This is a genomic window from Aeromonas bivalvium (assembly GCF_000819765.1).
GTDB classification, from domain to species: Bacteria; Pseudomonadota; Gammaproteobacteria; order Enterobacterales; family Aeromonadaceae; genus Aeromonas; species Aeromonas bivalvium.
Window position 1 is genome coordinate 80,246 of the sequence record NZ_CDBT01000015.1, and the last position, 12,863, is coordinate 93,108.

Below are 12,863 nucleotides of genomic sequence, written 5' to 3' on the forward strand. Positions count from 1 at the left end.
CAGTATCTTCATACTTTGTTTTTCAGCCTGATCCGGCCGTCAGATGATCCTGAGTTCCGGGGGCACTTCGAACACCACATTCTCTTCGCGCCCCGGGTGTTCGGCGACCACCTTGCCCCCCAGTTCACGCAGACGGGCGATGACGTTCTGCACCAGCACTTCGGGCGCCGAAGCCCCCGCGGTCACGCCGATGGCCCTGACGCCATCCAGCCAGGCCGGCTCTATCATGGAGGCATCGTCGATCAGGTAGGCGCGCGCCCCCACCTTCTCCGCCAGCTCCCGCAGGCGATTGGAGTTGGAAGAGTTGCGCGACCCCACCACCAGCATGGCGTCCACCAGCCCCGCCATCTCACGCACCGCATCCTGACGGTTCTGGGTGGCGTAACAGATGTCGTCCTTGCGCGGCCCCTGGATGTTCGGGAAGTGACGGCGCAGGGCGTCGATCACGTCCGAGGTCTCGTCCACGCTGAGGGTAGTCTGGGTGACGAAGCAGAGATCGTCCGGATTCTTCACCTTGAGCCTGGCCACGTCCTGTGGCGTCTCCACCAGATACATGCCCCCTTCCGGGTTCTCGTACTGGCCCATGGTACCTATCACCTCGGGGTGACCGGCGTGGCCGATGAGCACGGCTTCGGCGCCCTTGCGACTGGCACGATGAACCTCCATGTGCACCTTGGTGACCAGGGGACAGGTGGCATCGAACACCTTGAGGGCACGGGACTTGGCCATCTCGCGCACCGTCTTGGCGACGCCGTGGGCGGAGAAGATGACGATGCTGTCGTCCGGCACCTCGTCCAGCTCCTCGACGAACACGGCTCCCGCATCCTTCAGCTTGTTCACCACGTAGCGGTTGTGCACCACTTCATGGCGGACATAGATGGGGGCACCGAATTTCTCCAGCGCGCTCTCGACGATGCTGATGGCGCGATCGACTCCGGCGCAGAAACCACGGGGGTTAGCGAGCAAAATATCCATCAGAGTACCTCTTTCCCGTCAAAGTGCGCTAAGCGGGTGCGTGCCCCCGGCACGGGAAGATCAAGGGTGACCGCCGGCAGCATATCCGCCATCACAACACCTCCTCCTGGTCGTCAACCCCCAGGATCTCCACCTCGAAGGTGACGGTATGGCCAGCCAGGGGATGGTTGAAATCGACCGTCACCGACATGCCTTGCACCGCCCGCACTATGCCGGGCAGCTCGCCGCCATTGGGCTGATCGAAGACGATGATGGCGCCCACCTTGGGCTCCACATCCGCACCGAACTTGGCGCGGTCCAGATGATAGATGTTGTCGGGATTGGAGAGGCCAAAGGCCTGCTCCGGGCTCAGCGTGAAGCTCTTGGCCTCTCCCTGTCGCAGTCCCAGCAGACACTGCTCGAACTGCGGCGTCAGGCTGCCATCCCCCATGGTCAGTCGCGCCGGCTTGCCGTGCAACTGGGTGCTGTCGGCGACGGAGCCATCCTCCAGCTTGATGGTGAAGTGGAACAGCACCCGGCTGTCATGACCGATAAGCGTGCTCATGCCGACTCCTTGCCTTGCTTGCCCACGGCCTTTTCGCCGCGAAAGCCGTCCAGCACTATCATGGCGGCGCCGATGAAGATGAAGCTGTCCGCCAGATTGAAGGCGGGCCAGTGGGCGCGTCCCCAGTAGAAGTCGAGAAAATCGACCACATGACCCAGCACCAGGCGATCGAACACGTTGCCGAGGGCACCGCCGATGATGAGGGAGTACGCGATGCCGCTCCAGCGCATGCTTGCCGGCTGCTTGCGCAGCCAGTGGGTCAGCAGGCCGCAGATGGCGAAGGCCAGCACGGCGAAGAACCAGCGCTGCCAGCCCCCCTGATCGGCCAGGAAGCTGAATGCCGCCCCCTTGTTATAGACGTGTACCAGGTTGAAAAAGGGAGTGATCTCCACCCCCGGGTAGCCAAAAGGCAGCATCTTGACCACGGCGAGCTTGCTCGCCTGGTCGAGAATGAAGGCCATCACCGCCAGCCACAGCCAGCGCAGGCCACTCTTGTCGTGAGTCATCTTCATCAGGCAAATTGACGAGCTTCGCCGTCACCCTCAACGTTGCTGACACAGCGGCCACAGATCTCTTCGTGCCCTTTGATCGTGCCCACGTCTTCCACATGGTGCCAGCAGCGGTCGCACTTGGCGGCGGCAGACTGGGCAACGTTCAGCCACAGGTCATCGCGCTCGGTCGCAACGGCACCTTCCGGTGCGGCATCGGCACTGATCACCCTGGCCTTGGAGGTGAGCAGCACGAAGCGCAGCTCATCGGCCAGGGCATTCAGACGAGCGGCAAGTTCGGGCTTGGCGAACAGGGTCAACTCGGCCTGCAGGGAGCTGCCGATCCGCTTCTCGCCACGGGCCGCTTCCAGGGCCTTGTTCACCTCACCGCGCACGGCCAGGATCTCGGCCCAGAAGGTATCACCCATCTGCTCACCGGCGGCCAGGCCATACAGGCCGTCATACCACTCCTCGGTGAACACGAATTCACCGCGCTCGCCCGGCAGCAGGGCCCAGATCTCGTCGGCGGTGAAACTCATGATGGGCGCCATCCAGCGCACCATGGCCTCGGCGATGTGATAGAGCGCGGTCTGGCAGGAGCGACGGGCCAGGCCATCGGCCTTGGCGGTGTACTGCCTGTCCTTGATGACGTCCAGGTAGAAGGAACCCATTTCGATGGAGCAGAACTGCATCAGCTTCTGGGTCACGCCGTGGAAGTTATAGGCCTCATAGGCTTCGACAATCTCGGCCTGCACCGCCTTGGCACGGCCCACCGCCCAACGATCCACCACCACCATGTCTGCGGGCGCGACCATGTCGGTCGCCGGATTGAAGCCGTTGAGGTTGGCCAGCAGGAAGCGGGCGGTGTTGCGGATGCGACGATAGGCATCGGCACTGCGCTTGAGGATCTCGTCGGAGACGGTCATCTCGCCGGTGTAGTCGGTGCTCGCGACCCACAGACGCAGGATGTCGGCACCCAGCTTGTTCATCACATCTTGCGGACTGACCACGTTGCCGATGGACTTGGACATCTTGCGGCCCTGGCCATCCACGGTGAAACCATGGGTCAGCACCTGGTTGTAAGGGGCCTTGTTGTTCATGGCCACGCCTATCATGAGCGAGGACATGAACCAGCCACGGTGCTGATCCGACCCTTCCAGGTAGAGATCCGCCGTCTTGCCGTTGAACTCGGGACGGGCCGCCACCACGGAGGAGTGGGTCGAACCCGAGTCGAACCAGACGTCCAGGGTGTCGGGCACCTTGTCGTAATGGTCGGCGTCCTCCCCCAACAGCTCGGCCTTGTCCAGATCCCACCAGGCCTGGATGCCGGATTGCTCGACCCGTTTGGCCACCTCTTCCATCAGGCGCACGGATTCAGGGTGCAGTTGCTGGGTCTCTTTGTGAACGAACAGGGAGATGGGCACGCCCCAGGTACGCTGACGGGAGATACACCAGTCCGGGCGGTTCTCCACCATGGCCTGAATGCGGTTCTTGCCCCAGGCGGGTACCCAGCCGCTCTGGCCGTGCTGGGTGATGCCCTCCTGCTCGATGCGGTCGATCTCGGTCAGGGCCTGCTTGCGCAATCCCTTCTGCTCCATGCTGATGAACCACTGGGGCGTCGCACGGAAGATGATCGGCGTCTTGTGGCGCCAGCAGTGCGGGTAGGAGTGGTTGAACACCTTGTGATGGAGCAGGGCGCCATGGGTCTTGAGCACCTCGACCACCGCGGTGTTGGCCTTGAACACGTGCTGGCCGGCGAACAGCTGGGTGTCCGGCAGGTAGACGCCGTTGCTGCCCACCGGGTTGGCCACTTCCAGGCCGTACTTCTGACCAACCACGAAGTCTTCCTGGCCATGGCCGGGGGCGGTGTGCACCGCGCCGGTACCTGCGTCCAGGGTGACGTGCTCGCCCAGCACGATGGGCACATCGAAGCTGTAGAAGGGGTGCTTGAAGCGCAGCAGATCGAGCGCGGCGCCCTTGGCATAACCCAGATGATGGAACTGCTCGATACCGGCGCGGTCCATCACGTCCTTGACCAGATCGGCGGCCAGGATCAGGCGCTCCGGATGTTCGCCTTCCACCTGCACCAGGGCATAGTCCAGGTCGGCGTGCAAGGCCACGGCGCGGTTGGCCGGCAGGGTCCAGGGAGTGGTGGTCCAGATCACCACGGAGAGCGGACCGCGACCGAAGTGACCCTCGGCGCAGTCAAACTTGCCAGCCACCTCGGCCTCGTCGACGGCCTTGAAACGCACATCGATGGCGGGGGAATCCTTGTCGTAGTACTCCACCTCGGCCTCGGCCAGGGCAGAGCCACAGTCGGTACACCAGTGCACCGGCTTGGAACCCTTGTGCAGGTGACCATTGTCCACGATCTTGGCCAGGGAGCGGATGATGTTGGCTTCGGTGCCAAAATCCATGGTCAGGTAGGGTTTTTCCCAGTCACCCAGCACACCCAGACGGACGAAGTCGCTCTTCTGGGCCTCGATCTGGGTCTTGGCATACTTGCGGCACTCGGCGCGGAACTCGGCGGCGGAGATCTTGACCCCCGGCTTGCCGACCTTTCCTTCCACCTTCAGCTCGATGGGCAGACCATGGCAATCCCAACCCGGTACATAGGGGGAATCGAAGCCGGACAACCCCTTGGACTTGACGATGATGTCTTTGAGGATCTTGTTGACCGAGTGACCGATGTGAATGCTGCCGTTCGCATAGGGAGGGCCGTCATGCAGGATGAAGGAGGGCTTGCCCGCTTTGGCGCGGCGAATGGCCCCGTAGAGATCCTGATCGTACCAACGCTTGAGCATACCGGGTTCGCGCTTGGCCAGATCGCCACGCATCGGGAACTCGGTTTCCGGAAGATTCAGGGTGTGTTTATAGTCGCTCATCAGTCCTGGGTTCCCTTCTTTTCTAAAAGAGTGCTGGGTAAATTGAATAACGGCAGCCCAAACCAGGCTCGGGCTGCCTGGGCATCTCGTTCGATCTGTTCTTTCAAGGCGGAGAAAGAGGCAAATTTTTGCTCCTCGCGCAGCTTGTGGCGAAGCAGCACCTTGACCTGCTGACCATATAGATCACCAGAAAAATCAAATAAATGTACTTCCAATCTGGCTTGAGTACCGCTCACGGTCGGCCTCACGCCCACGTTGGCAACACCGGGGAAGATCTCGCCGGAACATAACACTTCCACCGCAAACACGCCACCGACCGGGATGACCTGCCGCTTGAGGGCCAGATTGGCGGTGGGAAAATCTATGGTGCGCCCCAGCTTGTCGCCGTGGGCCACCCGGCCACTGATGGCATAGGGACGACCCAGCATCAGCTCCACCTCGGCCATCCGACCCGCCTTGAGCGCCTCGCGTACCAGGGTGCTGCTGACCCGCTGGCGGGCAAGCTCGAAGCTCTGGGTGCTGACCACTTCGAAACCGAAACGGCGGCCCGCTGCCTCCAACAGGTGAAAATCCCCTTCCCGCCCCTTGCCGAAGCGAAAATCATCCCCCACCACCAGATAGCGCACCCCCAGCTTGTCGACCAGGAGCTGTTCGATGAAGGTATTGGCGGCCTGGCTGGCGAATGCGTGGCTAAAGCGCACGCAGAGCAGACGATCGATATGCAGCGCCGCCAGGGCTTCCACCTTCTCCCGCAGCCGGGAGAGGCGTGCCGGGGCATCGGCCCCCGCAAACAGTTCAAGGGGCTGGGGCTCGAACAGCAGGACGCAAGCCGGCAAGCCAAGGGCGGCGGCCTTCTCCTGCAGCCGCGCCAGCACGGCGCGATGACCCTGATGGACCCCATCAAAGTTGCCTATGGTCAACACGCAACCCCGGTGACGGGGCTTGATATTGTGGATACCGCGGATAAGCTCCATCAGTGCCTTGTGTTCTGCTGCTGTCGAAATCGCCGGATTATATCTCAGGCGGCGGTCTGGATCAGCCCTCCCGGCTGGATTTCAGATGACGCGGGCGAATTCCGAAGGCAAGCAGACAGATCCCGTAGACGCTGCCCCCCATCAAGAGCAGCAGTGCCAGCTCCCAGCTGGCCTTGGCCATGCTCCAGGCCCCCCACTGGGCAAGGTCCGGCGACAGGTAGCCAATCAGACCTCCCATGACCAGGGTCGCCGCCAGCAGCTTGAGGCAGAAGACCCCGGTCTGACGCGAAGGACGATAGACCCCTTGCTGATACAACCCCTTGAACAACAAGACCGCATTCAGGGTGCCCGAGCAGGCGGTCGCCAGGGCCAGCCCCACATAACCCAGGGGATAGATGAAGACGAGGTTACATGCCATGTTGGCCACCATGGCCATGATACCGATGCGCACCGGCGTCCTGGTGTCCTGGCGGGCGTAGTAACCTGGAGCCAGCACCTTGATCAGCATCAAGGAGAGCAGGCCCGTGGTGGACGCCAGCAGGCTGGCCCCCGACATGCTCACCTCGTGCAGGCCGAACTCACCGCGCATGAAGAGCACCCGCAATATGGGCTCGCGCAGCACGGCGATCCCTATCATGGCGGGCAGCCCCAGCAGCATCACCATGCGCACTCCCCAATCCATGGTGCGGGAAAAATCGGCGGGATCTGAGTCCACATGGGTCTTGGCCAGCGCGGGCAGGATGACGGTACTGATGGCTACCGCAAACAGGCCGAGGGGGAACTCCAGCAGCCGATCCGAGTAGTAGAGGTAGCTGATGGCGCCAGTGGCGAGAAAGGAGGCCAGCATGGTGTTGATCAACAGGTTGATCTGGCTGACCGACACCCCGAACAACGCCGGGATCATCAGGGTACGTATCTTCACCACCCCGGGGTGGTGCCAGCCCCACTTTGGCCAGACCAGCATGTTGATCTGACGTAAAAAGGGGTACTGAAACAGAAACTGCACCAGACCGCCCAAAAAGACCCCTATCGCCAGCGACAGCTCGGGCCGCTCCAGCAGGGGCGCTATCCACCAGGCCGCCGCTATCATGGCGATATTGAGAAATACCGGGGTAAAGGAGGAGACGGCGAAGCGGCCAAAAGTGTTGAGAATAGCTCCCGCCATGGCGGTGAAGGTGATGAACCAGAGATAGGGGAAGGTGATCTTGAGCATCAGGCTGGCCAGCTCGAACTTCTCGGCCGCCGGACCGCCATGCAGCCAGTCCCAGAACCAGCCCCAGCCAAACAGGGCAGTCAGGGCCCCGGAGCCAATCACCCCCAGCAGAGTCACCAGGGTGACGATACCCCCCAGGGTCCCCGCCACGGCGGCCAGCAGCTCGCGCACCTCCCCCTCATCCCCCTTCTTCTTGTATTCGGTCATCACGGGGACAAAGGCCTGGTTGAATGCTCCTTCGGCGAACAGACGGCGCAGGAAGTTGGGGATGCGATTGGCGAAGAAGAAGACGTCGGCCGCCGCCCCGGCGCCGAGCAGGTTGGCGATCACCACATCGCGTACCAGACCCATGACGCGGGAGACCAGCGTCATGGAGGAGACTATCATGCCGGATTTGATCAATTTCTTACTCAAGACGAAGCCTCTGGAACTGTCAGAACGGGAAGAATGCTGTTAGAATCGGCCGACAGTTTAACCGTCTCCCTATTGCCACACCACCGGGGGGCGGTGTTTATTTGCACAAATCGTTTGACAATATGTGGTTGAGAAGGCATATTTCTCGGCCTTTTCAATACACTCGCTAAGACAGTTTTAGGAGTTTTACCTTGGCTAACATCAAATCTGCTAAGAAGCGCGCGATTCAGGCAGAAAAACGTCGTCAGCACAACGCCAGCCGTCGTTCCATGACCCGTACCTACCTGAAGAAAGTAATTGCTGCCATCGCCTCTGGCGACAAAGCTGCTGCCGTTGCTGCTTTCGCTACCGCTCAGCCGATCATGGATCGCATGGCTACCAAAGGCCTGATCCACAAGAACAAAGCTGCTCGTCACAAGAGCCGCCTGTCTGCCCAGATCAAAGCTATGGCTTAATCAGCTTCGGCTGTATAAAGCTAAAAAAACCGGCCATAGTGCCGGTTTTTTATTGCTGTGAGCTGCAATACAGCCTGTGCAGCAGTCCTATCATCTCGCGCACCTCAACGCTGCGCAGCGAATAATAGACGGTTTGAGCCTCTTTTCGCGTCGTCACCAGTTCATCCCGGCGCAGTACCGCCAGATGCTGTGACAGTGCCGATTGACTCAGCCCCAGCACCGCATTCAACTCACCGACCGACAACTCCCTGTCCAGCAACTGGCAGAGAATGAACAGCCGCCGTTCGTTGGCAAGCGCCTTGAGCAAGGCCACCGCCCTCCCCGCATTCGCCTCCATCGCCTCCAGATCCATGCCGCTCTCCTCTTGAAGCAAGTCGGGATAATACCTTGATTGGCCTGAATTTAAAACGACAGGGTCGCAGGCTGTATGGTGGCGAAGTCCTCCTGGCCGGCGAACAAAAACGAGAAGTCGCTGTCACATACCCGCTTCACTGCCGGGTGCTGGATCATCCGCTCGGCGAAGATGACGTAATACTCCTCCATCAGGTCCTGGGTCTCGCCAAGCAGCATGACCCCCTCCCCCTCGAGTATCTCTTCCCGGTAGATGGTGGGCGCCATGAAGATGCCCTGATTGAAGAAGCCAAAGGCCTTCATCAGCGCCGCATCATCAAATTCCCCCAGAATGCTGGGGGAGATGCCCTGCTGCTCCAGCCATTGGGTCAGCTGGCGTCCCATGGCGGTGCGGCGACCCGGTACGAGCAACTTGCGCTCCTCCAGACAGGCGGGAAACGGCTTCTCTGGCATGGGGGCCTTGCAGAAGAAGCTGACCCCGCAGCCACCGAGTCGCTTGGAGAGCAGGCCCGCATGCTGACCCGAATCCACCGGGCAGTCGGAGAGGATCATGTCGAGTTTGTGCTCGCTCAATTGTTCGAGCAGCAGCTCATGGGTCGACTCGAAACAACGCAGGTGGATGGAGCCATCATTGGGGATGACGGAGAGCAGTACCCGGCTCGCCAGGCGCTTGGAGAGCGCATCGGCAATGCCGACATCGAACAGGATCTGGCTCTCCTTGCGATAGTTGACGATATCCAGCATTTCGTAAGAGAGGCTGAACATCTTGTCGGCGTAACGAAACACCAGCTGCCCCAGCTCCGTCGCTTCGAGGGAGCGTCCCTTGCGTTTGAGCAGTTTCCCCCCCAGGCGCTGCTCCAGCAGTTTGATCTGACCGGTGACGGTTTGCGGCGTCAAAAAAAGGGCCTCTGCCGCCTGGGTGACAGAGCCCTTCTTTTGAGTCATCCAAAAATAGTAGAGATGGTTGTAATTAAGGTGTGACATCCGATGGGGTTCCCGCGGTACGCGGGCTCCGGTAGCAGCTGAGTTCAACCGCCAGAATGTCATACATGTCGCTGACCGAGTCAACCTTGTTCGCCGCGAACTGATCGATCAGGGTCTGCTTCAACTTGGCCGCATCGGGCATACGCTGACCACAATAGCGCTTGTTCTCATGCTTGAGCCGCTCCCCCACCCGGCTGCGCAGGGCGCGCTCCTGGAAGGTCTCGCCGAAACGGGCGCGCGCCTGCTGGTCTCCCATGGCGAGGGCACCATCGACCACTCCGTTGAGGTAGGTGGCACACTCTGCCGATCCGGCATCCTGCTTGCACTGCTCCAACCCATTCGCCCAGACAGCAGTCGGTCCGAGCAGCATCAGTACCATCAAGCTCTTCTTCATAACCCCTCCGTACTCTGATCGGCGATCCCCTTGGGCAAGGCCAGACGCATGGCGACATAACCCACCAGGGCCGCCAGGGTGGAGCCCACCAGGATGCCGAGGCGCGAGTAGCTGCCATAGTCCATGCCGCCATGTTCAAACGCCAGAGACGCGATGAACATCGACATGGTAAACCCTATGCCACACAAGATGCTGACCGCGAAGATCTGGAAGAAATTCACCCCGGGCGGCAGCTGGGCTATGCCCAGGCGCACCGACAGCCAGCTGATGGTAAAGATACCAAGCGGCTTGCCCACGAACAGCCCCAGCATGATCCCCAGGGGGACAGGGCCGAGCAGAGTGTCGAGACCGATCCCGTCAAGAGACACACCCGCGTTGGCAAACGCGAACAGCGGCAGGATCAGATAGGCGCTCCAGGGATGCAGTTGATGCTCCAGGTGCTTGAGCGGCGAGGCGTGGCGCTCGCCCTTGAGCGGGATCAGGAAGCCGACCACCACCCCCGCCAGGGTTGCATGGACACCCGACTTGAGCACCGCCACCCAGAGCACCAGCCCGACCAGCATATAGAGGGAGATGCGATCCACCCCGCGACGATTCATCCACACCAGCAGTAGAGTGGCGACCAGGCCAACCGCCAACGCCGTCAGTGACAGCTGCTGGGTATAGAAGAGGGCGATGATGATGATGACCCCGAGATCATCCATGATGGCGAGAGCCAGCAGGAAGACCTTGAGACTGGTGGGAACCCGCTTGCCGAGCAGCGCCATGACGCCGAGGGCAAAGGCGATATCGGTCGCCGCCGGTATGGCCCAGCCCGCTCGCGTCGCCTCATCGCCATAGTTGAAGAAGGAGTAGATCAGCGCAGGCACCAACATGCCTCCCACGGCGGCGATAGCCGGGAAGGTTGCCTGCTCCCGGGAAGAGAGGGCCCCTTCCATCATCTCCCGCTTCACCTCCAGCCCCACCAACAGGAAGAAGATGGCCATGAAGCCATCGTTGATCCAGAGCAGCAACGGCTTGTTGATGTCCAGCGCCGAGATGCGAACCTGCACCTGGGTGTTGAGGAAGGCCTGATAGGCATCGGCCAGATTGGAGTTGGCGAGCAAGAGAGCAACCAGTGCCGCCAGGATCAGAATAATCCCCGAGGCGGACTCCAGTTTCAGAAAGCGTTTCAATACTTCACTCATGTTCAAGCTACTCCCAAAAAACATATAGGACTCAGTCTAGAGAGGGATGTGAGTAATGAAAAATCGTTTCTTACAGCCAAAAACAACGATAAAACCGAATCCACCATCCTCTATGGCTGATGATCGACCGCCATCGGATGGAGAAGACTCCCTTCCCAGTAACGAAATGGGAATAAAAAATACTATAGGGCAAATAAACAGGAATGAAAAAGGCGCCCGCAGGCGCCTCTGGCTCAGATGGCGACGGGCGCCTTGATGCCTGGATGAGGGTCATAGCCCTGGATCTCGAAATCCTCGAACCTGTAGTCGAAGATGGAGTCCGGCTTGCGCTTGATCACCAGGGTCGGCAGCGGGCGCGGCTCGCGGGAGAGCTGCAGGGCCGTCTGTTCCATGTGGTTGGAGTAGAGGTGCACATCACCACCGGTCCAGACAAAGTCTCCCACCGCCAGATCGCACTGCTGGGCCATCATGTGGGTCAGCAGGGCGTAGCTGGCGATGTTGAACGGCAGACCGAGGAATACGTCGCAGCTGCGTTGATAGAGCTGGCAGGAGAGTTTGCCATCCGCCACATAGAACTGGAAGAAGGCGTGACAAGGAGCCAGCGCCATCTTGTCCAGCTCCCCCACGTTCCAGGCAGAGACGATGATGCGGCGCGAATCCGGGTTGTGCTTGATGTCGTCCACCGCCTTCTGGATCTGGTCGATGACGGAGCCGTCGGCCGCCGGCCAGGAACGCCACTGGGCACCGTAAACCGGGCCCAGATCGCCGTGCTCATCTGCCCACTCATCCCAGATGCTGACGCCATGCTCCTTCAGATAGGCGGTATTGGTGTCGCCATTGAGGAACCAGAGCAGCTCGTGAATGATAGAGCGCAGGTGGCACTTCTTGGTGGTCACCAGCGGGAAACCTTCCGCCAGGTTGAAGCGCATCTGATGGCCGAACAGGGAGACGGTGCCCGTGCCGGTGCGGTCAGACTTGACGGTGCCCTCATCCAGGATTTTCTGCATCAGGTCGAGATAAGCCTTCATGACTTTTCCTCCCTGGTCACATCACCACAGACTCTCACGCCCCTGCAGGCCAGCGTCTTCTGCACAAGACCGAGATAACCCCTCATGACTTTGCCTCCTTTGCCGCGTTGCCGAACAGTTGTGGACGCTTGTAGGCAAGCCAGACCATCAGGGCGCCGATGATGATCATCGGGGTAGAGAGGATCTGCCCCATGCTGATCTCCTGGAAATAGAGGCCGAGCTGGACATCCGGCTGGCGCACAAACTCCACCAGGAAGCGGAACAGGCCGTAACAGAGCAGGAACATGCCTGAAATGGCGCCACGGGGCGGGTTCTTGCGCCAGAACAGATTCAGGATGATGAAGAGCACCACTCCTTCCAGGGCGAACTGATAGAGCTGGGAAGGATGACGAGGCTCAGGGCCCGCCTCGGGGAAGATGATGGCCCAGGGCACATCGGTCACCCGGCCCCACAGCTCGCCATTCATGAAGTTGCCGAGCCGACCCACGCCGAGGCCAAACGGAATGAGGGGCGCCACAAAGTCCGCGACCGTGAAAAAATGCCGCTTGGTCTTGTGAGCAAACCAGATCATGGCGGTGATGACCCCGATCAGGCCACCGTGGAACGACATGCCGCCGGTCCAGATCTTGAACAGATAGAGGGGATCGGCCAGGAAGAGATCGAAGTTGTAGAAGAGCACATAACCGAATCGCCCCCCCAGGATCACACCGAGGAAGCCGTAGAACAGCAGGTCGGAGACCTCATTGCGGGTCCAGCCGCTGTTCGGCGCATCGGCACGTCGACCCGCCAGCCACATGGCGAAGGCAAAACCGAACAGGTACATGAGACCGTACCAGCGTACCGATAGTGGCCCCAGGCTGAAGGCGACGGGATCTATCTGCGAGAAAACCCAATATCCATCGTGCTGCATAAGCGTCTCAGTCAAACGAAAAGCCGCATTTTGCGATCATTCGCGACAGGGGACAAGGTTT

General features: G+C 60.5%; 13 protein-coding genes. 1 reads left to right on the forward strand and 12 read right to left on the reverse strand.

All coding sequences use genetic code 11. From position 1 onward, the window contains the following. Positions 1 to 39 precede the first annotated feature (39 nt). The 6 genes from ispH to murJ form a co-directional block, all read right to left on the reverse strand. Positions 40 to 975: a 4-hydroxy-3-methylbut-2-enyl diphosphate reductase gene (gene ispH / locus BN1119_RS05615; protein ID WP_041995117.1), complete on the reverse strand. Its 936-nt coding sequence runs from the start codon at positions 973 to 975 to the stop codon at positions 40 to 42. Between the two features lie 91 nt (positions 976 to 1,066). Beyond that, on the reverse strand, positions 1,067 to 1,519 hold the full coding sequence (fkpB, locus tag BN1119_RS05620; protein ID WP_041995119.1) for an FKBP-type peptidyl-prolyl cis-trans isomerase: 453 nt from the start codon (positions 1,517 to 1,519) through the stop codon (positions 1,067 to 1,069). Next, positions 1,516 to 2,031 (reverse strand): signal peptidase II, encoded by a 516-nt coding sequence (gene lspA / locus BN1119_RS05625; RefSeq protein ID WP_041995121.1) that lies wholly within the window; start codon positions 2,029 to 2,031, stop codon positions 1,516 to 1,518. Before lspA ends, fkpB begins: the two co-directional genes overlap by 4 nt. Next, the gene (gene ileS, locus BN1119_RS05630) at positions 2,031 to 4,892 is read right to left on the reverse strand and encodes an isoleucine--tRNA ligase (protein ID WP_041995123.1); all 2,862 of its coding nucleotides are present in this window, start codon (positions 4,890 to 4,892) and stop codon (positions 2,031 to 2,033) included. Before ileS ends, lspA begins: the two co-directional genes overlap by 1 nt. After that, a complete protein-coding gene (gene ribF, locus BN1119_RS05635) occupies positions 4,892 to 5,866 on the reverse strand; it encodes a bifunctional riboflavin kinase/FAD synthetase (protein WP_041995125.1) in 975 nt (324 codons plus the stop codon). The genes ileS and ribF overlap by 1 nt, the downstream gene beginning before the upstream one ends. Positions 5,867 to 5,927: 61 nt before the next feature. Continuing rightward, positions 5,928 to 7,493, reverse strand: a complete 1,566-nt coding sequence (gene murJ, locus BN1119_RS05640; RefSeq protein WP_041995127.1) for a murein biosynthesis integral membrane protein MurJ — start codon at positions 7,491 to 7,493, stop codon at positions 5,928 to 5,930. Positions 7,494 to 7,684: 191 nt separating this feature from the next. Between murJ and rpsT the strand changes: the two genes are divergently transcribed. Then, positions 7,685 to 7,948 carry a 30S ribosomal protein S20 gene (gene rpsT / locus BN1119_RS05645; RefSeq protein ID WP_041995129.1) on the forward strand — a complete coding sequence of 88 codons (264 nt, stop codon included), beginning with the start codon at positions 7,685 to 7,687 and terminating at the stop codon, positions 7,946 to 7,948. 49 nt (positions 7,949 to 7,997) lie between these two features. Here rpsT and BN1119_RS05650 read toward each other — a convergent pair whose 3' ends face one another. The 6 genes from BN1119_RS05650 to lgt form a co-directional block, all read right to left on the reverse strand. Next, complete coding sequence (locus tag BN1119_RS05650; protein WP_041995133.1) at positions 7,998 to 8,300, reverse strand: ArsR/SmtB family transcription factor; 303 nt, start codon at positions 8,298 to 8,300, stop codon at positions 7,998 to 8,000. 50 nt (positions 8,301 to 8,350) lie between these two features. Then, positions 8,351 to 9,283: a transcriptional activator NhaR gene (nhaR, locus tag BN1119_RS05655; RefSeq protein WP_041995135.1), complete on the reverse strand. Its 933-nt coding sequence runs from the start codon at positions 9,281 to 9,283 to the stop codon at positions 8,351 to 8,353. After that, positions 9,270 to 9,653: a hypothetical protein gene (locus BN1119_RS05660; RefSeq protein ID WP_374704033.1), complete on the reverse strand. Its 384-nt coding sequence runs from the start codon at positions 9,651 to 9,653 to the stop codon at positions 9,270 to 9,272. The genes nhaR and BN1119_RS05660 overlap by 14 nt, the downstream gene beginning before the upstream one ends. Before the next feature lie 20 nt (positions 9,654 to 9,673). Next, entirely contained in the window at positions 9,674 to 10,864 is a 1,191-nt protein-coding gene (gene nhaA / locus BN1119_RS05665) for a Na+/H+ antiporter NhaA (protein WP_041995139.1), read from the reverse strand. A 233-nt stretch (positions 10,865 to 11,097) separates the two neighbouring features. Further along, positions 11,098 to 11,892: a thymidylate synthase gene (gene thyA / locus BN1119_RS05670; RefSeq protein WP_041995141.1), complete on the reverse strand. Its 795-nt coding sequence runs from the start codon at positions 11,890 to 11,892 to the stop codon at positions 11,098 to 11,100. A gap of 82 nt (positions 11,893 to 11,974) precedes the next feature. Then, on the reverse strand, positions 11,975 to 12,802 hold the full coding sequence (lgt, locus tag BN1119_RS05675) for a prolipoprotein diacylglyceryl transferase (RefSeq protein WP_041995143.1): 828 nt from the start codon (positions 12,800 to 12,802) through the stop codon (positions 11,975 to 11,977). Positions 12,803 to 12,863: the final 61 nt, after the last annotated feature.

What these genes read in the sequence shown, in the direction of transcription:
- nhaR (WP_041995135.1), bottom strand. Translation starts at nt 9,283, where the DNA reads ATGTCACACCTTAATTACAACCATCTCTACTATTTTTGGATGACTCAA.
- BN1119_RS05650 (WP_041995133.1), bottom strand. Translation starts at nt 8,300, where the DNA reads ATGGATCTGGAGGCGATGGAGGCGAATGCGGGGAGGGCGGTGGCCTTG.
- BN1119_RS05660 (WP_374704033.1), bottom strand. Translation starts at nt 9,653, where the DNA reads ATGCTGCTCGGACCGACTGCTGTCTGGGCGAATGGGTTGGAGCAGTGC.
- ileS (WP_041995123.1), bottom strand. Translation starts at nt 4,892, where the DNA reads ATGAGCGACTATAAACACACCCTGAATCTTCCGGAAACCGAGTTCCCG.
- lspA (WP_041995121.1), bottom strand. Translation starts at nt 2,031, where the DNA reads ATGAAGATGACTCACGACAAGAGTGGCCTGCGCTGGCTGTGGCTGGCG.
- lgt (WP_041995143.1), bottom strand. Translation starts at nt 12,802, where the DNA reads ATGCAGCACGATGGATATTGGGTTTTCTCGCAGATAGATCCCGTCGCC.
- nhaA (WP_041995139.1), bottom strand. Translation starts at nt 10,864, where the DNA reads ATGAGTGAAGTATTGAAACGCTTTCTGAAACTGGAGTCCGCCTCGGGG.
- thyA (WP_041995141.1), bottom strand. Translation starts at nt 11,892, where the DNA reads ATGAAGGCTTATCTCGACCTGATGCAGAAAATCCTGGATGAGGGCACC.
- ribF (WP_041995125.1), bottom strand. Translation starts at nt 5,866, where the DNA reads ATGGAGCTTATCCGCGGTATCCACAATATCAAGCCCCGTCACCGGGGT.
- ispH (WP_041995117.1), bottom strand. Translation starts at nt 975, where the DNA reads ATGGATATTTTGCTCGCTAACCCCCGTGGTTTCTGCGCCGGAGTCGAT.
- fkpB (WP_041995119.1), bottom strand. Translation starts at nt 1,519, where the DNA reads ATGAGCACGCTTATCGGTCATGACAGCCGGGTGCTGTTCCACTTCACC.